The organism is Nonomuraea sp. NPDC001684, assembly GCF_053596515.1.
Window position 1 is genome coordinate 1 of record NZ_JBSFGJ010000131.1, and the last position, 21595, is coordinate 21595.

Sequence of the window (21595 nt, forward strand, 5' to 3'; positions counted from 1 at the left end):
CTCCGGGGCGACGACGGCGACCAGCTCGCCCCGGGCCAGCGGGCGGCTCTGGACGGCCTTCGGCTCCGCGCGGGTCGGCAGGCCGAGGAAGGCGACGTCCGTCTCGCCGCGCCGGACGCGTTCGATCAGGTCCTCGCTGCCGGCGGAGACCAGCGTGATGCGCACCCGCGGGTGGCGGCGGCGGAACTCCTTCAGCACGACCGGCAGGTCCACGGCGGAAACCGTGGGGATCGAGCCGACGGCGAGCCGCCCGCGGATCTCCCCGCTGGCCGCCGCGACGTCGGTCCGCGCCCGGTCGGCGGCCTCCAGGCAGTCGCGGGCCGCGGGCAGGAACGCCTCCCCGGCCGCGGTCAGCCGCACGCGGCGGCTGGTGCGCTCGAACAGCCGGGCGCCCAGCTCCCGCTCCAGGGCGGCGATCTGGTGGCTGAGCGCCGACTGCACGACCCGGCAGCGCTCGGCGGCCCGGGTGAAGTTGCTGGTCTCGGCGACGGCGAGGACGTACCGCAGCTGTTGAAGCTCCATGGATCAATCGTGTCAGACGATCGATCGCGATGAAAACTATGTGTTGGACTCATCAATGGAGAGTCGGCAGGCTGGGCGCATGACGCAAACTCTTTCTCCGCAGGCGACGCGCTCCGCCTTCCGGGCGTGGGCGGGGGTCGCCGCGATCACGGCCAGCCTTTTCGTCTTCCTCACGACCGAGTTGATGCCGGTGGGGCTGCTGACCCCGCTCAGCGAGGATCTGGGCATCTCCGTGGGCGCGGCCGGGTTGATGGTGACGTTGCAGGGCGTGTCGGCCGGGCTGGGCGTGCCGTTCATCGTGGCGTGGTCGCGGCGGGTCAACCGGCGGGTGCTGTTGTCGGTTCTGCTGGCGGTGCTGGCCGTGGGCAACCTGGTGACCGGCATCGCGCCGAGCTACACGGTGATCTTGACGACGCGGCTCCTGCTGGGCTTCGCCAGCGGCGTGTTCTGGGCCATCGGCGTGAGCATGGCGATGCGGCTGGTCGAGGAACGGCACGCCAACCGGGCCGCCGCCATCGTGATGTCCGGCATCTCGGTCGCCACCGTGGTCGGCATCCCGCTCGGCACCTTCCTGGAGAGCCTCACCGACTGGCGCACGACGTTCCTCATCTGGAGCGGGCTGAGCGGGCTGGTGTTCCTGGCGGTCGCCTTCGCGATCCCGTCGCTGCCGTCGGCGAACGCCGTCTCGGTCCGCGAGGTGTTCGGGCTTCCGCTGCGGAACGTGCCGCTGCGCATGGTGCTGTTCACGGTGGTGCTGTTCGTGCTCGGCCACTTCGGGGCCTACACCTTCGTCCGGCCCTTCCTGGAGGCCAACGCGGGCGCCTCGCCGCTGCTGGTGACCGGGGTGCTGATGGTGTTCGGGGTGGCCGGCGCGATCGGCAACTTCGTCGCCGGGCACACCGTGAGCCGCAGCCTGCGGGGCAGCTTCGTCGTCGGCGCCGCGGGGCTCGTGACGGCCATGCTGCTGCTGCTCGCGCTCGGCGGCAGCGCCACGGGGGCGATCGTGGCGCTGGTCGTCTGGGGGCTGTCGTTCGGGGTGGTGCAGCTCGCCCAGATCAACATGACGCTCGCCGCCGCGCCGGAGACCTTCGAGGCGGCCATGTCGCTCAACACGATGGCGTACAACACCTCCATCGCGCTCGGCGCGCTCTTCGGCGGGCTGTTCGCCGACAACGTCGGCGTGACCAGCGTCGTGTGGTTCGGCGTGGCGCTGACCGCGGCCTCGCTGCTGCTCAACCTCGCCACCGGCCGGCGGACCTCGCGGTCCGTCCAGCCGGTCGCGTGAACGACGGGGACGCCCGCCTCAGGGCAGTCGCCGCGCGGCGGTCGCCTCCCAGGTCCGCAGGTACGATTCCGCGCCGCTCGCCAGGTCACGGACGATGTCCTGACCGGCGAGCAGGCGCATGTCCTCGATCCAGTCGGGGACCAGGCCGTAGTTGGCCACGCCGTCGACGTTGACGTCCCAGACCCGCTGCCCGGTGCGCTGGCGGTCGAGGCGCACGCTCCCGTCGAAGGACGTGAACGGGTACGTCACCGGGTTCGCGGCGTTGCCCGCGCGCGGGGCGGGCAGGCGGCCCATGCCGTTGACGTCCAGGCCGTAGCCGTATCCCACGTTGTACTGCTGCCGCAGCGGCGCGGTGCGCCGCCACTCCGCGACGAAGTCCGGGGAGTTGTGGCCGTACTGGGTGATCATGCCGCCGAGGGCGTAGATCCGGCTGAAGAAGCCCGGGTCGGCCCAGCTGTGGGAGGAGATCACGCCGGGGTAGCGGGCCGCCTCCAGCAGGCCGAGCGTCTGGGCCGCGGCCTTCACGCTCATGTGGTCGATCTCCACCATCATGCCGCGCCGGATCAGGCCCTGGACCATGTACGTGCCGAGCGAGGTCAGACCCCGGGTGTTGCAGTGGGGCGCCGGCGGGTACAGCGGCAGCGAGACGCCCGGCGGGAGCAGCCGCGCGATCTGGTCGGGCAGCACGCCGGCCGGGTCGATGGTGTTGTCGTGCTCGGGTCCTGTGCAGGTGCGGGCCTGCCAGAACGAGCCGGTGGACAGCAGGTTGCCGACGTTGACGATCGCGCCCTGGGTGCCGGAGTCGAAGCGCACGCCGCACAGCGCGTTGTCGTACTTGTGGCAGACGAACATGCTGCGCACGCCGAGCGCGTACATCTCGTCCAGGCCCCGGTCGATCTGGGACTTCGTGCACTGCGGGATGCCGAGGATCTGCCGGCAGCCGAACGGCTCCGACGTCTCGATCCCGAGGACGACGGCCAGCTTGCCGGCCGCGGCCACGCTCCTGGCCTCGGCGGGGTCGTTCACGAGGCGGAACCAGCCGCGCCCGGGGCCGCCCGACTCGGCGTCGATGTGGTCCTGGAGCTCGCGGGCCCGCTGGGCCTGCAGGCGGATGGACGTCATCTCGTCGCAGGAGTACTTCTTCAGCGGGTAGATCGCGCACAGCTGCCGGTTGGCCACCAGGTCGTTGACCAGCACCCGCAGCCCGCCGCGCCAGGCGCGCTCGACCCAGGTGTAGTACGCCTGCTGGTGGGTCAGCGAGTCGTTGGCCGGCCAGTCGCGGAAGGTGGGCCAGCCCACCGGGTCGTGGGTGCCGGTGGGCTTGCCGGTCCTGGTGAAGTTCTCGTACCAGGCCAGCTCGCCGTTCGGGTAGTGGTCGGGGCAGTCGGTCAGCGCGTGCTCGATGCCGTCGGGGTCGAACGGCTTGCCGCACATGAGCATGCCGCCGAACGTCTCGTACGAGAACAGGTGGCTGTGGCCGTCCACGAAGCCGCTCACGGCGGCGGCGGCGTGCGCGGCGGCGGTCGGGACGGACGGCGCGACCAGCGCGCCGGTCAGGAGAAGGACGGCTGCGGCCGCCCGGCGGATGAGACGGTGGAACACGGGACCACCTCCCAGGCTGCGGTACCGGGGTCGCCGCAAGCATCCACCGCCGGAAGGGTCCCGGCAAGACCGAACATGAGCTGATCTCATCTAAATTTGCGACCGAAATGTCAGGCGCCCACGTCGCCGGCCAGGCGGCCGAGGTAGGCGCCGAACCGCCGCCGGTCCGCCTCGTCCCAGGACGCGGTCAGGTCGTCGAAGACGTGCCGCTGCCATTGCCGGGCGGCGGCCAGCAGGGCCTCGCCGCTGCCGGTGACCCGCAGCGCGGCCCGGCGCCGGTCGTGCTGGCTGGTCTCGCGGACGAGATGGCCGGCGGCGACGGCGTCCTTGACCATGCGGCTGGCGCCCGAGTGGTCGAGGCCGAGCTGGTGGGCCACGGTGGCGACGTCCGCCTCGCCGGGGGAGCTGCGCACCGCCTCCAGGACCAGGACGTGCTGGACCTGGCCCAGCTCGCCGACCGCCTGCCCGGCCCAGCGGCGCGACCAGAAACGGACCAGCCGGAAGAGCGCGGGGCCGCCGTCGGCGGAGAAGTCGTCGTTCACCGGAACAGTCTATGCGGATATTGTATGCGTATCGCATGCAATTGAGAGGAGAGCGCCATGGGCATCACGCTCGACCACCTGATCGTCCCCGCCGCCGACAAGGACGTGGCGGCGGCCTTCCTCGCCGGGCTGCTGGGCCTGGAGGCGGGCGCGCCGTCGGGGCCGTTCACGCCCGTACGGATCAACGACGACACCACCCTCGACTTCGACGACCGCCACCACGCCCAGCCCGGCCACTACGCCTTCCTGCTGGACGACGACGCCTTCGACGCGCTCCTGGCCCGGCTCGCCGCCGACCCGGACGTCGAGTACGGCTCGGGCCCCTGGAACGGCTGGGACCGGCGGACCAACGACCTGGGCGGCGGCAGGGGCGTCTACGTGCGCGACCCGAACGGTCACAGCTACGAGTTCTTCACGGCCGTTCCATGAGTTTTCCGCATGGGAGCCGTTGAACCCGGCCCGCGCGGGACGGCGTACACCCTGACGACGAGCACCGAGCCGGAGGACGGCGATGGACAGTCAGGGATGGGGTGGCGGGCTGGCCCTTCGGCCGCGCGACTACCTGGGCATGGGTGAGCCGCTGGCCGACGTGGTCGCGGCGGCGGGGCCGTACGAGGGGGAGGCGCTGCACCGGCTCGCGCTGGGCACGGCCGCCACCATGGCCAGGCTGCATCTGACCGGGATCGCGGGGCTGCGGCTCGGGCCGCACAACGTGCTGGTCGGGCCGCTCGGCGAGGCGTCGTTCGCGCCCGGCCCGCGGAGCAGCGACCTGCCGCCGGCCGACGTGCGCGAGTGGGCCGACGTGATCGTCTTCGCCGCCGCCGGGCACACCGGGGGCGGCGACGACCTCGGCCGGCTGCCGCCCCCGCTGCGCGGCCTGGTCGACCGGTGCCGCCGGCCGGACCCGGCCGCCCGGCCGACGGCGATCGAGCTGGTGCGCGTCCTGCTCGGGCACGCGGCCTCCGCCCGGCACGCCTCGGTGCGCGACCTGCTGCGCGAGGCCGAGGCATGGGCCGGTCCGCACGAGCCGGCACGTCTGGAGGCACGTTCGGAGGTACGGCCGCGAGCGGCGGGTCGGCACGGGCGTGCGTCTTCGGGGGAATGATCAGCTTTTTATCGATGAATCAACAGGTGGGGGGATTGATGCAAATCCCGTATCTTGTTCCTCGCCCGTGCTAGGGCAATAATTCAATATCAGTAGTTATCCGGGCGACATTTCATGATGTACGCAGCGCGAGGAGTCGCCGCGTGAATCATCGTGTGACCGACGAGGCCATGGTGCGGGCCCTGTACCGCGAATACGGGTCCCCGCTGATGGCCTTCGCCGTGCGGCTGACGGGCGGCGACCGGCGCTGGGCGGAGGACGTCGTCCAGGAGACGCTGGTACGCGCCTGGCGCAACCTGGGGGACCTGCGGACCGACAACGGCTCGTTGATGCCCTGGCTGGCCACCGTGGCCCGCCGGGTCGTGATCGACGACCGGCGCCGGGCCGGCACGCGTCCCCTCGACACCGTGGAGGAGGTCCCGGAACGGGCGAACGCCGTGGCCGCCGAGGACGACCGCCTGCTGCGCGAGATCGTGGTGACCGACGCCATGCTCTCGTTGTCGCCGGCGCACCGCCAGGTGCTCACGGAGACCTTCCTGCGCGATCGCACACTGCAGGAGGCCGCGGAGACGATCGGCGTGCCCGTGGGCACGGTGAAGTCCCGCGTGTACTACGCGATGCGGGCGTTACGCATCGCATTGGAGGAAAGGGGGGTGGGGCTCCCGTGAACGAAGTGCACCACGAGGACGTGGCGGCGTACGCGCTGGGCCTGCTGGACGACGACGAGCGCAACGCCTTCGAACGCCACCTGCACGGCTGCCCGAGCTGCGCCGGCGAGGTCGGCGCGTTCGCGGCCATGGGGGAGCTGATGCGCGACGTCGATCCCGACGACCTGCGCGCCGGACCGGTCGATGCAGAACTGGACTCCCCGGTCGAGTCGCTGCTGGTGCGCCGGGCCGCCGTGGAGCGCCGCCGCCGCACCCTCCACCGGGGGCTCATGTCGGCCGCCGCGTGCTTCCTCGTCGCGACCGGCGTCTTCCTCGCCGTCAACGCGGCGACCTCGGGCCCCAACCCCGACAGCGTGCACAGCCCAGCCCGCGCCCTGCTCATGACCGGCCGCACCTACCCGGTCAACGACCCCGCGACCGGCGTGTCCGGCGTGGTGGGCGTCGAGGACAAGGGCTGGGGCACCCACGTGGCGCTGGAGCTCAAGGGCGTCAAGGGGCCGCTGAAGTGCCGGCTGGTGGCCTTCGGCGACGACGGCCGCTCGGAGACCGTGGCGAGCTGGGGCGTGCCCGACAAGGGGTACGGCGTCCCGGGCGCCCCCGACCCCCTGCTGCTGCACGGCGGCACCAGCCTGACCCAGGACGACCTCAACCACTTCACCATCGAGACCCTGGACGGCCGCATCCTCGCGACCGTGCAGGTGTGACCGCCTACCATCGAGCGATGCGCATCGACCTGCACAGCCACAGCACCGCCTCCGACGGCACGCAGCCGCCGGCCGACGTGGTGCGCCGCGCCCGCGAGCGCGGCCTCGACGTGCTCGCGCTGACCGACCACGACACCGTCGCCGGGCACCGCGCGGCCGTCGAGGCGCTGCCCGAGGGCCTGACGCTGGTGCCGGGCATGGAGCTGTCGTGCCGGCGGGCCGGGCAGAGCATCCACCTGCTCGCCTACCTCTTCGACCCCGCCGACCCCGAGCTGCTGGCCGAGTGCGAACGCATCCGCCGGGCCCGCGAGGAACGTGGCAGGCTGACCGTCGAGCGGCTGGTCGAGCTCGGCGTGCCGATCACCTGGGAGCAGGTGGCCGCGGTGGCCGGCGACAGCCCGGTCGGACGGCCGCACATCGCCCGCGCCATGGTCGCCGCGGGGGCCGTGGCCGCGCCGGAGGAGGCGTTCACGCCCGAGTGGATCGGCGCCGGCGGCCGCGCGCACGTCACCCGCTACGCCCTCGACCCCGTACGCGCGGTGCGCCTGGTGCGGTCGGCCGGCGGGGTGCCCGTGCTGGCCCATCCTAAGGCGGTCCGGCGCGGCGAGGCGGTGCCCGACGAGTGGATCGCCGAGCTGGCCGCGGCCGGGCTCTTCGGCGTGGAGGCCGACCACCTCGACCACGACGACGAGTCCCGCGCCCACCTGCGCCGCCTCGCCGCCGGGCTCGGCCTCGAAGTGACCGGGTCGAGCGACGACCACGGCGAGCTGACCGGTCACCGCCTGGGCTGCGAGACCACCGACCCCGAGGTCTACGCGCGCCTGCTCGCCGAGGCGAAGGGCGCCGCACCGATCGCGGGCCGTTGAAACCCGCACCCGTCACGGGCCGTTGAAGGCCGCACCGATCGCGGGCCGTTGTAAGCCGCGCCCATCAGGGGCCGTTGAAGGCCGTACCGGTCACGGCGCGTTGAAGTACGTGGTGAACCAGTCGCGGGCGTGTCCGGCGACGCTCTCCAGCGCGCCCGGCTCCTCGAACAGGTGGGTGGCGCCGGGCACGACGGTCAGGCGGTGCTCGGCGCTCAGGTGCCGCTGCGCCTCCTCGTTCAGGTCGATCACGATCGGGTCCCGGCCGCCGACGATGAGCAGCGTGGGCGCGCGCACCGCGGCCAGCCGCTTCCCGGCCAGGTCGGGCCGCCCGCCGCGGGAGACGATCGCCGCGATCCGGTTGTCCGGCTCGGCCGCCGCCCACAGCGCCGCCGCCGCGCCCGTGCTCGCGCCGAAGTAGCCGATCGGCAGCCCCGCCGCCTCCTCGTGCCCGCGCAGCTCCTCCGTACGCTCCAGCAGCCGTCCGGCCAGCAGCGCGATGTCGAACACGTTGGCCCGGTCGGCCTCCTCCTCGGGCGTGAGCAGGTCGAACAGCAGCGTCCCCAGGCCGGCCTTGTTCAGCACCTCGGCCACGTACCGGTTGCGCGGGCTGAGCCGGCCGCTGCCGCTGCCGTGCGCGAACACCACCACCCCCCGGGCGGCGTCAGGGACGACCAGGTCGCCGGTCATGCTTCACCTCCGACGGGCGCGCTGCCCCGCTGCGCCACAACCTTGCCGCTACCCAGGCACGGCGACCTCTATCCACCGCTCGAATGGGCATTGACCTGGGAGTATGGACAAGGAGCCGGGGCGCAAGCAGCAGAGCGCCGGCGCGCCGCTCGGGCGGATCGTCTCGGGCGCGGCGGCCGGGCTCGCGCGCCTGCGCGCCCAGGGGTTCCGGAAGTGGCTGGGGGCCGAGCGGGAGGCGTTCACCCAGACGGTCAAGGTGACGCTGGCCTGCGTGTTCGGGTGGTGGCTCGCCACGTTCGCGTTGAAGGTGCCGCTGCCCGTGCTGGTGCCGATCGGGGTGCTGCTCACGGTCTCGGCCACCGCCTACAGCACGGTCGTCCGCGGGTTCCAGCAGGTCGGGGCGGTCGTGGTCGGGGTGGCGGCGGCGTCGGGGGTGATCTGGCTGATGGGCGTCAACGCGCTGACGCTGGGCCTGCTGGTGGTGGCCGGGCTCGTGCTGACCCGGCTGCTCAACCTGCCGGCCCAGAACGTGCAGATCCCGATCACCGCCCTGCTGGTGCTCTCGCTCGGCCGCACGTACGGCTTCGCGCGCCTGGCCGACGTCCTGCTCGGCGCGGCCATCGGCATCGCGGCGAACCTGCTCATCCTGCCGCCGCGCTTCGTCGAGCACGCCGCCAGGGAGTTGTGCGACATGTCGGCCGAGCTGGCCGACCTGGCCCAGGACATGGCCGACGGGCTGAGCGGCCACTGGACGGAGGACATGGCCCGCGACTGGCTCGACCGCGCCCGCGAGCTGTCCCAGCGCCTGGAGGAGACCAAGGACACCGCCGACCAGGCGGCCGAGTCCGTGCGCCTGACCTTCCGCCGGCGCCGCCGCTACGACCGGCGGCTGCGCCAGTCGGCCGAGGCCGCGACCTGCCTCGACCACGCCGGGCACCAGCTCAGGAGCATCGCGCGCGGGCTGGTGGACCTGGTCGCCGGCGCCCGCGGCCTGCCCGGCGAGAAGGCCGCCGACCTGCCCGAGCCCCTGGCCGGCGAGCTGCGCGCGCTGTCGCGCATCTTCCGCGACTTCGGCCTGATCCAGGTGGGCAAGGCCGCGTCCAGGGACATGGCGAACCTGTGCGCGGCCCTGCGCGAAGGCGAGCACCAGCAGCGCCACCTGGCCGCCGAGCTGGCCGGCTCCCCGCCCAAGGGCCCCCTGTGGCCCCTGTACGGCGCCCTGCTCGACGACTGCGCCAGGATCCGCCACGAGTTCGACCCCGACACCGGCCCCCACCAGTCCGCCTTCCCCTGACCCCGACCCCCCGGCCCCCATTGCCCTGCCTTCCCCTACCCCGGAAGCGGCCGCCATCGGCCCGCCTTCCCCCGGGTTCCGCCCGCGGGCCCGCGGACCGTGTCATGATCCCCTCGTGATCGACGCGGAGACCGGCTGGTATTTCATGCACGCCTCGATCAAGGGCGTGGTCCTGACCGACGAGGGCGTCCTGCTCTGCAGGAACCCCAGGAACGCCTGGGAGCTGCCCGGCGGCTGGCCCGACCGGGCCGGTCGAGCCGCGCGTCAGCGAGGAGCACAGCGACCTGCGCTTCTTCCCCGTCGACCGGCTGCCCGACGACCTCGAAGCCGGCTACGCGCCGCTGATCAGGGCGGCCGTCGGCGCGTGGCGCGAAGACGGCGGGACGCCACCGCGAAGGTGACGGCCCGCCGCGCCCCCGTTCAGGCCAGGAGCAGCGCGGAGACGAACTGGAGCAGGTGCCAGGCCACGTACGCGGCCAGCGAGCAGAACGCCCACTCCTTGCTCCTGCTCACCCGCGCCACCCAGACCAGCACCTCCACCGGTTCGGACCGCGGCCTGACCGCCCGTGCCGCGAAGTAGGCCGCCATCAGCCAGGCCGCCCCCGACGCGGTGAGCAGCCCGACGGACAGGGCGAGCAGCACCCCCGGCCCCGCCGGCGGGTCACCCGGCGAGAGCTGACGGGTCCAGGCCGCCAGCACCCCGGCCAGCAGGCCGAGCGTGACCCGCCGATCCCTGCGCGCCTGTCGCTTGAGTGACTGCAGGTCTCGACGCATCTGGTGCTTGAGCATCCGGATCACCTCCGTGTCGTCGCTGGTGGCACCAGCTAACGAGAAGGCGCGGAGAAGATCTGCGACCTCACTTCCGAGATTTCCCGACTTTTAGCGGTCTTTCAGGAGAGCTCCCGCAGCTCCTGCGCCGCCCGCCGGCCCTCGAAGACGTCCCCCACCTCGTCCAGCGTGCGCACCGCCTCGGCCAGATGGGCCACCGCCGCCTCGCGGTCCCCGAGCCTGGCGGTGATCAGGCCGAGCGCCCTCAGCGCGCATCCCAGGTCGCGCCGCGTCCCGCACTCCAGGTGCACGTCCCTGGCCTGCTTGGCGTGGACCAGCGCCTCCTCGGCCCGGTCCAGGTCGAGCAGCACCATGGCCAGCGTCGTGAGCGCCGCCCCCCACCGGTCCCTGGTGCCGGTCACGTGCTGCAGCTCGACGGTCTCCACGGCGTACTCCAGGGCCGCCGCGGGCTCGCCCGCCGCGTGGAGCGCGTGCGCGATCGACAGCAGCGCGCTGGCCCTGCTGTCGCCCGTCTCCTCCCGGATCGCCAGCGAGGCCCGCGCCGCCCGCACCGCCGGCTCGTGCCGCCCGAGCGACAGGTACGTGTAGGTCAGCGTCTCCTGCACGTCGGCCTCGGCTCGCCGGTTGCCCAGCCCCTGGACCAGGTCCAGCGCCTCCAGCGCGTACACGAAGGCCACCTGGGGCAGGCCCTGGCGGCGGCGCACCCGGGCCAGCCGGTTGAGCATGCGGGCCTCGACGGGCTCGTCGCGGATCACCCGGCTGATGACGAGCGCCTGGTTGAGGTAGTCGTCGGCGCGCAGGTAGTCCGACAGCCGCCAGTGCACCACCCCGATGTCGCCGAGCGTCTCGGCCTTGCCCTGCTCGTGGTGGAGCTCGACCTGCACCGCGAGCGCCTGCTCGTAGCAGGCCAGCGCCTCGTCGTAGCGCGAGCCGTTGCGCGCGATGCGGCCCAGCGCGCACAGCGCCCGCCCGCACCCGTGCTGGTCACCGGTGGCCGTGTACCCGGCCAGGGCGCGTTCGGCGTCGCGGCGGGCGTCCTGCTGCAGCCCGAGCTGGTCGTAGATCTCGGCCAGGCAGAGCAGCGTCTCGGCCTCGGCGTGCTCGTCGCCCAGCTCGTGGCAGATCGACAGCGCCTCCAGGCCCTCCGACAGCGCCGCGTCGGGCTCGCCCAGGCTCCGCCGCACCCGGGCCGAGATGATCATGCTCTGCGCGGCGCCCCTGCGGTCGCCCAGCTCCTCCCGTACGCGCCGCGCCTGGCCGGCGTACCGGAGCGCCAGATCGTTGCGCTCCTGCGACAGGTGCAGCCGGGCGAGCGTGTGCAGGCACTTCGCCACGCCGGGCAGGTCTCCGATCTCCCGGTGCACCTCCAGCGCCTCACCCGCGCGGCGCAACGCCTCGTCCCTGTTGCCCGCGATGCCGTGCACCTCCGCCAGGTCGTTGAGCGCGCGGGCCAGCCCCGCGCGGTCGCCCAGCGAGGTGAAGTCGGCCAGCGCCTCGCCGATGAACCTGGCCGCCAGCGTGGACGGCCCGATGTCGCGGTGGATCGAGCCGAGGTGGCTGCGCATGAGCGCGACGGCCCGCCGGTCGCCCACCTGGATGGCCGAGGTCAGCCCGGCCTGCTGCACCTCCAGGTTGTTCTCGTAGTACCGCAGCCGCCTGAACGGCTCGAACACCGCCTCGGCGAGCTGCCAGGCCATCCCGTACGCCCCGCTCTCCTCGGCCAGCCGCACCGCCGAGACCAGCGACCGCCGCTCGGCCTCGAACCACTCGCGCGGCGTGTCCTGACCGGTCGCGACCGCCAGGTAGTGGTCGAGCAGCCGCACCCTGGCCTCGCGCACCCCCGCCTCGGCGTGCCGGCCCAGCTCCCTGGCCTGCCACTTGACCAGGTCGTGCACCCGGTACCGCGACCCGGGCAGCGGCTCGACCAGGTACGCCCGGTGCAGCCCCTCCACCGCCGCGACCGCCTCGCCCACCGGCACGCCCAGCGCCGCCGCCAGCACCTCCGGCGCGAAGTCCCGCCCGGGAAGCAGCCCGACGTGCCGGAAGGCCCGCCGCTGCGCGGGGCTCAGCGACTCGTACGCCAGGTCCAGCGCCGACCTGAACGCCTCCTCCGGGTCCCCGGCCAGCGGCCGGTCCGGCGTACGCAGCTCGGCCGCCCGCGCCCGCACGCTCAGCCCCGGGTCCTCGGCCAGCTTGGCCGCCGAGATCCGCAACGCGTACGGATGGTACGAGCACACCCGGGCCAGCTCGGCCAGCGCGTCCCGGTCGGCGGCCCGCGGCGAGCCCTCGCCGAGCACCGACACCAGCAGCGCCACCGCGTTGCCCGGGTCGAGCACCGACAGGTCCATGAGGTCGGCGTGCCCGGTGGCGCGCAGCGGCGCCATCCGCGTCCTGCTGGTCACCAGCACCACGCAGTCCTTGCCGCCCGGCAGCAGCGCCCGCACCTGGGCCGGGTCGGCCGCGTTGTCCAGGACGAGCAGCAGCCTGCGCCCGGCGATCCTGCTGCGGTAGAGCAGCATCAGCTCGGCCTCGTCGGAGGCCGGCATGTGCTCGCCGACGCCGAGCGAGCGCAGGATCTGCCCGAGCGCCTCGGCCGAGCTCATCGGCGGCTGGGTCGGCGAGTGGCCGCGCAGGTCGATCATGATCTGGCCGTCGGGGAACCGGTCGGCGTGCAGGTGGCCCCAGTGCGTCACCAGCGCGGTCTTGCCCACGCCGGTCAGGCCCTGCACGACCATGGTGTTCGTCCGCCGCGGCCGGTCCAGCCAGGCCGTGAGCAGGTCGAGGCTCTGCTGGCGGCCGGTGAAGTCGGACACGTCGGCGGGCAGCTGGCGCGGCTTCGGCAGCTCGCCGACCGGCAGCGGCCCGGCCTGCGCGCCCGGCCGCGTCAGGAACGGCGTCACCCGGCCGCGCCACGGCTCGGACAGGTGCTCCCAGGCCCCGGCGGCCTCGCGCAGCGCCACCGGGTCGGCGATCCGCAGCCTCCGGTACCCCAGCCGCACCAGCCAGCCGCGCCTGACCCACTGCGTGAGCTGCCGCTGCACGACGTCGGGCGCGCTGCCCACGAGATCGGCCAGCGTGTCCCCGGACAGCGGCGGCGCGGCGGGGGAGGCCAGCTCGTACCGCTCGTCCAGGTGCAGCAGCCACACGGCCAGGCGGGCCGCGACCGGGGCCCGGGCCAGCGCCTCGTGCCTGCGGGCCGCCAGGTTCCTGGCGAACAGCTCCTGGACGAGCGCGGTCGCCACGGCCGGACCCGCCGAGGCGTGCTCGCGTAACCGCCGCAGGTCGATGGGCCAGGCCCGGACGTCGGTCAGGGCGTCCACCTTGACGCGCTCGCCCGGGCTCCAGAAGGCCAGCTCGCCCACCAGGTCGCCGGGGCCGCGCAGGTCGTGCACGACCTCCCGGTCGCCGCCGGGGACGTGCTCGCGGGCGTACCCGTGGTCGATCAGGTGGACGCGGTTGACCGGCCGGACCGGCGAGCAGATCAGCTCGCCGCGGCGGAAGAGACGGAGGCTCGTGCCCTCGTCCACGAGTGACCTGAACAGACCCACGCCGCCACCACCACCAATCTTGGGGACGGCGGTGTCCTCGACATGACAGGTTGGAAACAGTCCCAACGACAAAGTGTCACATCAGGCGAACACGGGTCAACGGATCACACGTGCGCCGAATCGCTCCGGTCGGGCACGAACCGGTAGCCGACGTTGCGGACGGTCCCGATCAGCGACTCGTTCTCGGTGCCGAGCTTGGCGCGCAGCCGCCGGACGTGCACGTCGACCGTCCTGGTGCCGCCGAAGTAGTCGTAGCCCCAGACCTCCTGCAGGAGCTGGGCGCGGGTGAAGACCCGGCCGGGGTGCTGGGCCAGGTACTTCAGCAGCTCGAACTCCTTGAACGTCAGGTCGAGCACGTTCCCGCGCAGCCGCGCGGTGTAGGTGGCCTCGTCGATCGACAGGTCGCCGCTGCGGATCTCGTCGGGGACGTCCTCGGCGGTGGCCTGCGACCTGCGCCCGGTCGCCATGCGCAGCCGCGCCTCCACCTCGGCGGGGCCGGCGGTCTCCAGCAGCACGTCGTCGACCCCCCACTCGGCGGTCATCGCGGCCAGGCCGCCCTCGGTCACCACCACCAGCAGCGGGCAGTCGATGCCCGTGGTGCGGATCAACCGGCACAGGCTCTTGGCCTGCACGAGCTCCTTGCGCGCGTCGACGACGACGGCGTCGGCGGGCGGCGTGTCGATGAGCGCCGACGCCTCGGCCGGCGAGACCCGCACGGAGTGGAGCAGCAACCCCAGCGCCGGCAGCACCTCGGAGGACGGCTCGAGGGCGTTGGTCAGCAGCAGCAGGTTGCTCATCACGGCCTCCTCTAACACACAAGGACCCGGAGGCGACGTCGCCCAGGTCCTGTACGCGAGGATATCCCACGGCTTAGTCGCGTCCATTGCGCGTCCACCAGGTGAACAGCGGGCCCTTTGAAACAAGCGTGTTAAGGGCGTCGCACAATAGACCGAAGGCGATTGTGAGGCAACGCATGGCCACAGGAAAAGTACGTTATTGGGCGGCGGCCAAGGAGGCCGCCGGAGTCGCGGAAGAGTCGTTCGAAGCGGCGACTCTTGACGAACTGATGACCAAAATCACACAGGACCGGGCCGAGCTCGCCCGGGTGGTCGGCCGTTCGTCGTTCCTCGTCGACGGCGCCCCCGTGGGCCGGCGCGCCCACGACACGGTGGTGCTCGGCGAGGGCGTCACGGTGGAGGTGCTGCCGCCCTTCGCCGGCGGGTGATCGACGGCTCCGGCGGGGAAGGAGACCGCCGGATCGATAGGCTCGACACCCCCGCCGACGACAGGGAGCCCCATGCGCAAGCTGATCATCTTTCTGATCGTGCTGGTCGTCCTCTTCGTCGTGGTCGACCGCGTCGCGGTGGCCGGGGTGGAGCGTGACCTGTCCAACCGGATCGCCGCCGCCACCGACCTCAGCGACACCCCCAAGGTGACGATCGAGGGCATCCCGTTTCTCACTCAGGCCGTCTCGGGGCACTATCCCGAGGTACGGTTCGATCTCGGCACCCTCACCTACGGAGGCGTGCCGGTGAAGAACCTGCGCGGCGTCGCCTACGACGTGACCGCCCCGCTGTCCGACGTGCTGCAGAACCGTGCCGACGTCCGGGCCGGGCGGGTCACCGTGAGCGGCGAGCTCACCCGGGCCACGATCGACAAGCACGCGCCCCGGGGCATCAAGATCAGCGGCGACGGGCGGCGGCTCGTGGCGTCGGGAGAGGTGACGGTGGGGGTGCAGAAGGTGCAGTTCACCGCGGAGATGCGGGTCGACGTGGCCGACGGCGCCATCAGGCTCCAGGCGGAGAAGATCCAGGGCGTGCCCGACCAGCTCGCCCACTTCGTCACCTACACGATCCCGTTCAAGGGCGGCCTGCCCTTCGACGTGAAGATCACCGGGGTCAAGAGCGTGGCCGACGGATTGGAGTTCTCGGCCGAAGCGTCTGACGTGCCGATCCGTGGATGAGCCTGAACCGCTGCGGCCCCCCGTACGTGATGAGGGCGTGAGCGCAGCAGGCACCGCGGACGAGGAGCTCGTACGCACCCTCTTCGACGAGCACGCCGGGCCACTCTACGGGTACGTGCTGCGACTCACCGGTGATTCCGGACGAGCGGAGGACGTGGTGCAGGAGACGCTGCTGCGGGCCTGGCGGCACCCCGACGCGCTCTCCGGCCGTCCCATCCGGGCCTGGCTGTTCACGGTGGCGCGTAACCTCGTGGTCGACCAGCACCGCGCCAAGAAGGCCCGGCCGCAGGAGACCGGCGACGAGGCCCTCGCGGTCCTGCCGGCCGACGACGAGCTGGAACGGGCGGTCGAGTCGTGGGCCGTGGCCGAGGCGCTGGCCGCGCTGCGGCCCGAGCACCGCGAGGTGCTGCTGGAGGTCTACTACCGGGGGCGATCGGTGAAGGAGGCGTCGGCGACGCTGGGCATACCGCCGGGCACGGTCAAGTCGCGCACCTACTACGCGCTACGCGCGCTCAAGCTGGCGCTCGAAGAGCGGGGGCTGGCGCCGTGACGACCTGCGAAGAAGTGCGCATCGCCATGGGCGCGCACGCCTTGGGCGCGCTCGAACCCGACGAGGCGCTGGAGATCGACAATCACCTGGCCACCTGCGAGACCTGCGGCGCCGAGCTGCTCGAACTCGAAGGCGTCGCCGCCTTCCTCGGCAAGGTGTCCGAGCGCGACGTCGAGCTGGTGGCCAGCCCGCCGCGTCAGGTGCTCGACCGGCTGCTCAACGCCCGCGCCCGGCGCCACCGGCGTGGCCGGGTCATGCTGGCCGTGGCCGCCTCCGTCGCGGTGATCGCCGTCGGCGGCACGGTCTGGAGCGTCACCCGGCAGGACGTCACGCAGCAGACCGCGGCCGCGCCCGCGGCCGCCCCCCAGTCCTCGGCGGCCGCGAAGTCGCCGGAGACCGAGGGCTTCGTCGCCAGCGACGCCGCGCCCGACGCCCAGCTCAGGAAGGCCCTGCCGACGCCGAGCACGATGCCCACGACGGCCCTGAGCACCACCGGCGACGGCCGGGCGTTCAAGGGCGAGAACCGGGCCAAGGACTACTACGCCACGGTCTACGCCCTGCCCGCCGACGGGCGCACCGAGCTGCTGGTGACCGTGCGGAACGTGCCGGTCGGCACCGCCTGCAGCCTGGCCGTCTACGACGACAGGGGGCGGCGCGAGGTCGTCGGGAGCTGGACCGTCAGCCGCGAGAGCTACCGCGAGGAGACCGTCTTCCAGATGGCGACGCCGGTGCTCATGCGGCGCATCGACCGCTTCGAGGTCGTCGACCGGCGGGGACGCGTCCTGGTGGACGTCCCCGGCCCGGCCAGGAAGTAATCGCGGCCGCCCGTGGTTGGCACCTGAGGTGACGGGTCTGTGGATCGCGCTGGCGACGCTGGCGCTCGGCACGGTGATCGGGGTGGTACGTCTGCGCCGCGACGGACGGGTGCGCGCGGCGGCCGGGGAGCGGCTGACCGCGGACATGCTGGGCGCCGCCATGGGCGAGCGGGCCACGCTGGTGCAGTTCTCGACCGCGTTCTGCCAGCCCTGCCGGGCGACCAGGCGGGTGCTGGCCGAGGTGAGCGCGCTCGTGCCCGGGGTGGCGCACATGGAGATCGACGCCGAGTCCCGGCTCGACCTGGTGCGGCGGTTCGACGTCATGCGCACGCCCACCGTGTTTGTGCTGGATCCGTCAGGCAACGTGGTCAAAAAGGCCTCTGGCCAGCCACGGAAGGCCGACGTGCTGGCCGCGCTGGCGGTCGCGATCCCCTCCGGGGAGTCACGGCCGTCTCACGAACTGTCTCAGAACTCGGACGAGATGTGACAGATGGCGAGACGACGAGTAGGGTCGTCGCTATGAACCCGTCGACAGAGCTGCTCACGAAGCGGCGCGCGGTTGATTTCTGCCGCGTAGCCACCGCGCTCTGTCGCGCTGCCTGAGGACGGTCACCGCGGACATCTGGTCCGCCCCATCCGACCCCTTCAGGAGCATCCTGCGATGCGTGCTGATCCCAGAGCGCTGCGCTTCGGCGCGGCCGTCACCACCTTGGTCCTCGCTCTCGTCCTCGTGACGGGGAGCGCGTGGCTGCTCGCCGTCCAGGCGGTGGTCTTCGCGCTGGGAGTCGCGCGCCGCTCGCCGTACACGATGCTCTTCAAGGCGCTCGTCAGGAGCGCTCCGAAGGAGACCGAAGACGCCCGCCCGCCGCGGTTCGCGCAGGGGGTGGGGCTGCTCTTCGCGGTCGCGGGGCTGGCCGGGTTCGTCACCGGGATCACACCGCTGGCCCTCGGGGCCACGGCCGCGGCTCTCCTCGCCGCCTTCCTCAACGCAGCCTTCGGATTCTGCCTCGGCTGCGAAACGTACCTGCTCACCCGCCGTCTACTGCCCGCCGCCAAAATGGAGGTTTCCCAATGAGCCGCTCCGCCGCCCTGGTGGACGCCGACTGGGTCGAGGCCAACCTCGACACGCCCAACGTCGTACTCGTCGAGGTCGACGAAGACGTCAGCGCCTATGACAAGGGCCACATCCGTGGCGCCGTGAAGGTCGACTGGCGGCAGGACCTGCAGGACCCGGTCCGCCGCGACTTCGTGGACAAGACCGGTTTCGAGGCCCTGCTGTCGGACCGCGGCATTTCCAACGATGACACCGTCGTGCTCTACGGCGGCAACAACAACTGGTTCGCGGCCTACGCGTACTGGTACTTCAAGCTCTACGGCCACCAGGACGTCAAGCTGCTCGACGGCGGGCGCAAGAAGTGGGAGCTCGACTCCCGCGAGCTGGTCCGCGACGTGCCCGAGCGCGCCAAGACCCAGTACGTCGCCCAGGAGCAGGACACCGCGATCCGCGCCTTCCGCGACGACGTGGTCTCCGCGATCGGCAAGCTCAACCTGGTCGACGTGCGCTCGCCCGACGAGTTCACCGGCAAGCTGCTCGCCCCGGCCCACCTCCCGCAGGAGCAGGCCCAGCGCGGCGGCCACGTGCCCACCGCCCGCAACATCCCGTGGTCCAAGGCCGCGAACGACGACGGCACCTTCAAGTCCGACGACGCGCTGCGCGCCCTCTACGGCGAGGCCGGCGTCGACTTCGGCAAGGACACCATCGCCTACTGCCGCATCGGCGAGCGCTCGGCGCACACCTGGTTCGTGCTGCACGAGCTCCTCGACCAGGGCAACGTGAAGAACTACGACGGTTCGTGGACGGAATACGGCTCGCTCGTGGGCGTGCCGATCGAGCTGGGGGAGGCCCGCTGATGACCACTGCACAGGGTTGCGGAGCGCCGGAGCAGACCATCGCGCTGCCGGCCGGGATCGATCTGTCCAACCAGGCCGTCATCCAGGGCGTGGTGACGGGCGCCACCACCGCCTACGCGCGGTTGCTCGACCACTCCGGCGAGTTCACCGGTGAGGTCGTCGTCTCCGACGACGGTGTCTTCCGCTTCTTCGCCGCGCCCGGCGACTGGACCGTCCGCATCATCGCGGGCGGCGGCGTCACCCGCGACGTTCAGGTGGAGGCCCGGCTGGGTGAGGTCTCCCAGCTCGCGGTCGCCGTCTGAGCCCAGACAGCGCCGAGACGGGGCCCGTGTCCACACCGGACACGGGCCCCGTTCCCGTTCCGGGCGGGCGCAACGAAACCCGGCGCGGCGGTGTTGTAGAGGGCGTGAGTGGAACCGACTGTCTCGACCCGGTGCGCAAGGCGCTCCTCGACGACCTCGACGAGGGCTTCGCCGAGCTGTACGCCGCCCACCGCGGCCTGGTCTTCTCGACCGCGCTGCGGCTGAGCGGGCGCTGGGCCGACGCCGAGGACCTCACCGCCGAGGCGTTCCTGCGGGCGTACCGGGCACTGGCCGGCTACGAGCCCGACCGCGTGGCCGCGCTGCAGCCGCGGGCCTGGCTGATGACGATCCTCATGAACATCTGGCGCAACTGCGCCAGGGCCAAATCCCGCAAACCGCCACCCGACCTGCGTGACGAGCCCGTGGACGAGCCGGACCCCGCCCAGGACGTCGAGGAGGCGGCGGTCCGCAGGGAGACCGGCGACGAGCTGTCGGAGCTGCTCGGTCTGCTGCCCGAGGAACAGCGGGCCGCCGTGGTGCTCAGGCACGTCGTCGACCTGCCGGTCAGCGAGATCGCCACCGTGCTCAGGATTCCGCAGGGCACGGTCAAGTCGCACGTGTCGCGAGGGCTGCGGCGGCTGCGCGAACTGGGAGGTGCCCGATGAACGACGATTCACTGCTGGCCGGGCTGGCCGCGCTGGCCACCGACGCCCCCGCCGGACTGCTCGACCGGATCGCCGCCCGCTGGGTGAGCGTGCCCGCGCCGATCGGCGAGCTGCGGGTGGCCTTCACCGACCAGGGCGTGGCCTACGTGCACGCCGGCGACGACTTCGCCGCCTCGTTCAGGAAACGGTTCGGCCGGCCGCTGCTGGCCGCCGACCGGCCGCCCGCGGGGCTGGTTCCCGCGCTGCGCACCGGCCGTCTGGGCAAGGTGCCGCTGGACCTGCGCGGCGTCAGCGGCTTCCAGCGTGACGTGCTCGACGCGGTCAGGACGATCCCGAGGGGCGAGGTCAGGCCGTACTCGTGGGTGGCCGAGCAGATCGGGCGGCCGCGGGCCGTACGCGCGGTGGGGACGGCGCTCGGCACCAACCCGGTGCCGCTGCTCGTGCCGTGCCACCGGGTCGTCAGGTCCGACGGCGTGAGCGGCGACTACGTGTTCGGCTCGGCGGCCAAGGAACGGCTGCTGCTGGCCGAGGGCGTCGACCTGGACCGGGTGCGCGCGCTGGCCGGGGAGCGGGTGTTCTACCTGGCCAGCGACACCACCGGCGTGGTGTGCTTCCCGACCTGCCACAACGCCCGCCGGATCACCCCCGCGCACCGGCACGGCTTCCGCAGCGTCGCTCAGGCCAGGGCGGCCGGCTACCGGCCGTGCCGCACCTGCCGGCCCGCTCAGGCGGAGGGCTTGGTCGGGTAGCGCATCAGGAGGGTGGCGCGCACGACGTCGGGGCCGTGCGCGCGGTATCCGTGGGGGACGTCGGAGAGCCAGGAGATGTGGTCGCCCGGCCCGGCCGTGAGCGGCTCGTGGATCGGGCCGGCGCTGAGCGTGCCGGTGAAGACCGTGACGTGCTCGCTCACCCCCTTGTGGTGGGCGGGCGAGGTCTGGGTGACGCCCGGGGGCACGCGGACGCGGTAGAGCTCGTAGGTGACGCTGTCGTCCTCGAAGACCTCCAGCAGGTCGGCCTCGATGGCGGCGCCGCGCATGGTCCGCGGCTCGGGCGGCGAGTCGAGTATCGCCCCGATGGGCACGCCGAGCTGCGCGGTGATCGCCCAGAGCGTCTCCAGCGTGGGGTTGCGGGTGCCGGTCTCCACGCCGGACAGCGTGGCCTTCCCGATGCCCGCCCGCTTGGCGAGCTCGGACAGCGAGACTCCGCGCGCCTGGCGCAGCCGTCGCAGCCGGTCACCGACGACGGCGGGGTCCTGGTCGAACGCGGGCAGCGGCTCCATGACGCCATCGTGCCGCAAGGCTCGTCCGGTGTGACCGCCTCTCGGGGGCCGAATCGTCGTTTCCCGGATTTGCCACTGCTCAGGAGTGGCCTGGAGACACGCCGGCCACAGGCTGTCCACGGGTTGCGGCTGCGGCGTAAGGGACAGACCGCTACGATTCAGCAGATGTCCGGATCGACAGGTGTGATGGCGCCGCCCCGACCTGGGCCTACGCCGGCTCAGCGGATGCCGTCGCCGTACTCGCTGCCCCTGCACGCGCTGCGCCTCGCGGGGAGCTGCGCGCTGCCGCTGATCCTCTGGTACGCGGCGGGCCAGGTCGTGCGCTTCGTCCTGCTGTACGCCGCCACCGAGCTCGCCTACGGCGACCTGCGACAGCTCCGGCTGGTGGGCACGGTCACCTTCCTGACCCTGATCGTCCTCGCGGCGATGACGGTCACCACGGGCATGCTCTACACCCTGCGCGGCGCGCTGTGGGAGATGCGCGCGAGGCGGGAGGAG

26 protein-coding genes are annotated in these 21595 nt (G+C 72.6%); 18 read left to right on the top strand and 8 right to left on the bottom strand.

Annotated elements, in window-relative coordinates; all coding sequences use genetic code 11:
• On the bottom strand, window positions 1-522 hold a 522-nt coding region (locus ACWCSD_RS23270; protein ID WP_449917771.1), incomplete at its 3' end, for a LysR family transcriptional regulator.
• Window positions 523-601: 79 nt separating this feature from the next.
• On the opposite strand from ACWCSD_RS23270, the gene ACWCSD_RS23275 reads away from it, so the two are divergent.
• A complete protein-coding gene (locus ACWCSD_RS23275; RefSeq protein ID WP_397154131.1) occupies window positions 602-1807 on the top strand; it encodes an MFS transporter in 1206 nt (401 codons plus the stop codon).
• Between the two features lie 18 nt (window positions 1808-1825).
• Here the strand turns inward: ACWCSD_RS23275 and ACWCSD_RS23280 are convergent, their stop codons facing one another.
• Together ACWCSD_RS23280 and ACWCSD_RS23285 are read right to left on the bottom strand one after the other, a co-directional pair.
• Window positions 1826-3409 (bottom strand): amidohydrolase family protein, encoded by a 1584-nt coding sequence (locus tag ACWCSD_RS23280; RefSeq protein ID WP_387679442.1) that lies wholly within the window; start codon window positions 3407-3409, stop codon window positions 1826-1828.
• A gap of 110 nt (window positions 3410-3519) precedes the next feature.
• On the bottom strand, window positions 3520-3951 hold the full coding sequence (locus tag ACWCSD_RS23285) for a MarR family winged helix-turn-helix transcriptional regulator (RefSeq protein WP_449917774.1): 432 nt from the start codon (window positions 3949-3951) through the stop codon (window positions 3520-3522).
• 57 nt (window positions 3952-4008) lie between these two features.
• Here ACWCSD_RS23285 and ACWCSD_RS23290 point away from each other — a divergent pair, with 57 nt between their 5' ends.
• The 5 genes from ACWCSD_RS23290 to ACWCSD_RS23310 all read left to right on the top strand — a co-directional run bounded on the left by ACWCSD_RS23290 (window position 4009) and on the right by ACWCSD_RS23310 (window position 7294).
• Window positions 4009-4380: a VOC family protein gene (locus ACWCSD_RS23290; protein ID WP_397219194.1), complete on the top strand. Its 372-nt coding sequence runs from the start codon at window positions 4009-4011 to the stop codon at window positions 4378-4380.
• Between the two features lie 82 nt (window positions 4381-4462).
• On the top strand, window positions 4463-5056 hold the full coding sequence (locus ACWCSD_RS23295; RefSeq protein ID WP_449917777.1) for a hypothetical protein: 594 nt from the start codon (window positions 4463-4465) through the stop codon (window positions 5054-5056).
• A 143-nt stretch (window positions 5057-5199) separates the two neighbouring features.
• Window positions 5200-5724: a sigma-70 family RNA polymerase sigma factor gene (locus ACWCSD_RS23300; protein WP_357706187.1), complete on the top strand. Its 525-nt coding sequence runs from the start codon at window positions 5200-5202 to the stop codon at window positions 5722-5724.
• Window positions 5721-6428 (top strand): zf-HC2 domain-containing protein, encoded by a 708-nt coding sequence (locus ACWCSD_RS23305; protein WP_358289406.1) that lies wholly within the window; start codon window positions 5721-5723, stop codon window positions 6426-6428. The genes ACWCSD_RS23300 and ACWCSD_RS23305 overlap by 4 nt, the downstream gene beginning before the upstream one ends.
• A 17-nt stretch (window positions 6429-6445) precedes the next feature.
• The gene (locus tag ACWCSD_RS23310; protein ID WP_449917782.1) at window positions 6446-7294 is read left to right on the top strand and encodes a PHP domain-containing protein; all 849 of its coding nucleotides are present in this window, start codon (window positions 6446-6448) and stop codon (window positions 7292-7294) included.
• A 90-nt stretch (window positions 7295-7384) separates the two neighbouring features.
• Here ACWCSD_RS23310 and ACWCSD_RS23315 read toward each other — a convergent pair whose 3' ends face one another.
• Entirely contained in the window at window positions 7385-7981 is a 597-nt protein-coding gene (locus tag ACWCSD_RS23315; RefSeq protein ID WP_358289401.1) for a dienelactone hydrolase family protein, read from the bottom strand.
• 103 nt (window positions 7982-8084) lie between these two features.
• Between ACWCSD_RS23315 and ACWCSD_RS23320 the strand changes: the two genes are divergently transcribed.
• Window positions 8085-9275 (top strand): FUSC family protein, encoded by a 1191-nt coding sequence (locus tag ACWCSD_RS23320; RefSeq protein WP_449917783.1) that lies wholly within the window; start codon window positions 8085-8087, stop codon window positions 9273-9275.
• A 420-nt stretch (window positions 9276-9695) separates the two neighbouring features.
• On the opposite strand, the gene ACWCSD_RS23325 is transcribed toward ACWCSD_RS23320, so the two are convergent.
• From ACWCSD_RS23325 to ACWCSD_RS23335, 3 genes are all read right to left on the bottom strand, one after another.
• On the bottom strand, window positions 9696-10064 hold the full coding sequence (locus ACWCSD_RS23325) for a hypothetical protein (RefSeq protein ID WP_387679428.1): 369 nt from the start codon (window positions 10062-10064) through the stop codon (window positions 9696-9698).
• 101 nt (window positions 10065-10165) lie between these two features.
• Window positions 10166-13612 carry a tetratricopeptide repeat protein gene (locus tag ACWCSD_RS23330; RefSeq protein WP_449917786.1) on the bottom strand — a complete coding sequence of 1149 codons (3447 nt, stop codon included), beginning with the start codon at window positions 13610-13612 and terminating at the stop codon, window positions 10166-10168.
• A gap of 104 nt (window positions 13613-13716) precedes the next feature.
• Window positions 13717-14409 carry a winged-helix domain-containing protein gene (locus ACWCSD_RS23335; protein ID WP_397154116.1) on the bottom strand — a complete coding sequence of 231 codons (693 nt, stop codon included), beginning with the start codon at window positions 14407-14409 and terminating at the stop codon, window positions 13717-13719.
• 176 nt (window positions 14410-14585) lie between these two features.
• Here ACWCSD_RS23335 and ACWCSD_RS23340 point away from each other — a divergent pair, with 176 nt between their 5' ends.
• The 10 genes from ACWCSD_RS23340 to ACWCSD_RS23385 all read left to right on the top strand — a co-directional run bounded on the left by ACWCSD_RS23340 (window position 14586) and on the right by ACWCSD_RS23385 (window position 20567).
• A complete protein-coding gene (locus tag ACWCSD_RS23340; protein WP_358289389.1) occupies window positions 14586-14837 on the top strand; it encodes a MoaD/ThiS family protein in 252 nt (83 codons plus the stop codon).
• Between the two features lie 72 nt (window positions 14838-14909).
• Entirely contained in the window at window positions 14910-15575 is a 666-nt protein-coding gene (locus ACWCSD_RS23345) for an LmeA family phospholipid-binding protein (protein WP_449917788.1), read from the top strand.
• Window positions 15576-15612: 37 nt separating this feature from the next.
• Window positions 15613-16125 carry a sigma-70 family RNA polymerase sigma factor gene (locus ACWCSD_RS23350; RefSeq protein WP_125643242.1) on the top strand — a complete coding sequence of 171 codons (513 nt, stop codon included), beginning with the start codon at window positions 15613-15615 and terminating at the stop codon, window positions 16123-16125.
• Complete coding sequence (locus ACWCSD_RS23355; protein WP_449917791.1) at window positions 16122-16940, top strand: anti-sigma factor family protein; 819 nt, start codon at window positions 16122-16124, stop codon at window positions 16938-16940. Before ACWCSD_RS23350 ends, ACWCSD_RS23355 begins: the two co-directional genes overlap by 4 nt.
• A 28-nt stretch (window positions 16941-16968) precedes the next feature.
• A complete protein-coding gene (locus tag ACWCSD_RS23360; RefSeq protein ID WP_449917794.1) occupies window positions 16969-17427 on the top strand; it encodes a thioredoxin family protein in 459 nt (152 codons plus the stop codon).
• Window positions 17428-17601: 174 nt separating this feature from the next.
• Window positions 17602-18015, top strand: coding sequence for a DUF4395 domain-containing protein (locus tag ACWCSD_RS23365; RefSeq protein WP_364326456.1), 414 nt, complete (start codon window positions 17602-17604; stop codon window positions 18013-18015).
• Window positions 18012-18851, top strand: a complete 840-nt coding sequence (locus ACWCSD_RS23370) for a sulfurtransferase (protein ID WP_358289377.1) — start codon at window positions 18012-18014, stop codon at window positions 18849-18851. The genes ACWCSD_RS23365 and ACWCSD_RS23370 overlap by 4 nt, the downstream gene beginning before the upstream one ends.
• Window positions 18851-19153, top strand: a complete 303-nt coding sequence (locus tag ACWCSD_RS23375; protein WP_357706203.1) for a DUF1416 domain-containing protein — start codon at window positions 18851-18853, stop codon at window positions 19151-19153. Before ACWCSD_RS23370 ends, ACWCSD_RS23375 begins: the two co-directional genes overlap by 1 nt.
• A 104-nt stretch (window positions 19154-19257) precedes the next feature.
• A complete protein-coding gene (locus ACWCSD_RS23380; RefSeq protein WP_397154107.1) occupies window positions 19258-19818 on the top strand; it encodes an RNA polymerase sigma factor in 561 nt (186 codons plus the stop codon).
• The gene (locus ACWCSD_RS23385; RefSeq protein ID WP_397154105.1) at window positions 19815-20567 is read left to right on the top strand and encodes a methylated-DNA--[protein]-cysteine S-methyltransferase; all 753 of its coding nucleotides are present in this window, start codon (window positions 19815-19817) and stop codon (window positions 20565-20567) included. Before ACWCSD_RS23380 ends, ACWCSD_RS23385 begins: the two co-directional genes overlap by 4 nt.
• Here ACWCSD_RS23385 and ACWCSD_RS23390 read toward each other — a convergent pair.
• Window positions 20543-21097: a helix-turn-helix domain-containing protein gene (locus tag ACWCSD_RS23390; protein WP_387679403.1), complete on the bottom strand. Its 555-nt coding sequence runs from the start codon at window positions 21095-21097 to the stop codon at window positions 20543-20545. The genes ACWCSD_RS23385 and ACWCSD_RS23390 overlap by 25 nt on opposite strands.
• Before the next feature lie 225 nt (window positions 21098-21322).
• Between ACWCSD_RS23390 and ACWCSD_RS23395 the strand changes: the two genes are divergently transcribed.
• Window positions 21323-21595, top strand: a 273-nt coding sequence (locus tag ACWCSD_RS23395; RefSeq protein ID WP_449917801.1) for a hypothetical protein, incomplete at its 3' end; no start/stop codon positions are given.

Coding starts and splice junctions, on each gene's coding strand:
- ACWCSD_RS23275 (WP_397154131.1), top strand. CDS start 602: ATGACGCAAACTCTTTCTCCGCAGGCGACGCGCTCCGCCTTCCGGGCG.
- ACWCSD_RS23290 (WP_397219194.1), top strand. CDS start 4,009: ATGGGCATCACGCTCGACCACCTGATCGTCCCCGCCGCCGACAAGGAC.
- ACWCSD_RS23295 (WP_449917777.1), top strand. CDS start 4,463: ATGGACAGTCAGGGATGGGGTGGCGGGCTGGCCCTTCGGCCGCGCGAC.
- ACWCSD_RS23310 (WP_449917782.1), top strand. CDS start 6,446: ATGCGCATCGACCTGCACAGCCACAGCACCGCCTCCGACGGCACGCAG.
- ACWCSD_RS23315 (WP_358289401.1), bottom strand. CDS start 7,981: ATGACCGGCGACCTGGTCGTCCCTGACGCCGCCCGGGGGGTGGTGGTG.
- ACWCSD_RS23320 (WP_449917783.1), top strand. CDS start 8,085: ATGGACAAGGAGCCGGGGCGCAAGCAGCAGAGCGCCGGCGCGCCGCTC.
- ACWCSD_RS23325 (WP_387679428.1), bottom strand. CDS start 10,064: ATGCTCAAGCACCAGATGCGTCGAGACCTGCAGTCACTCAAGCGACAG.
- ACWCSD_RS23335 (WP_397154116.1), bottom strand. CDS start 14,409: ATGAGCAACCTGCTGCTGCTGACCAACGCCCTCGAGCCGTCCTCCGAG.
- ACWCSD_RS23340 (WP_358289389.1), top strand. CDS start 14,586: ATGGCCACAGGAAAAGTACGTTATTGGGCGGCGGCCAAGGAGGCCGCC.
- ACWCSD_RS23345 (WP_449917788.1), top strand. CDS start 14,910: ATGCGCAAGCTGATCATCTTTCTGATCGTGCTGGTCGTCCTCTTCGTC.
- ACWCSD_RS23365 (WP_364326456.1), top strand. CDS start 17,602: ATGCGTGCTGATCCCAGAGCGCTGCGCTTCGGCGCGGCCGTCACCACC.
- ACWCSD_RS23370 (WP_358289377.1), top strand. CDS start 18,012: ATGAGCCGCTCCGCCGCCCTGGTGGACGCCGACTGGGTCGAGGCCAAC.
- ACWCSD_RS23375 (WP_357706203.1), top strand. CDS start 18,851: ATGACCACTGCACAGGGTTGCGGAGCGCCGGAGCAGACCATCGCGCTG.
- ACWCSD_RS23385 (WP_397154105.1), top strand. CDS start 19,815: ATGAACGACGATTCACTGCTGGCCGGGCTGGCCGCGCTGGCCACCGAC.
- ACWCSD_RS23390 (WP_387679403.1), bottom strand. CDS start 21,097: ATGGAGCCGCTGCCCGCGTTCGACCAGGACCCCGCCGTCGTCGGTGAC.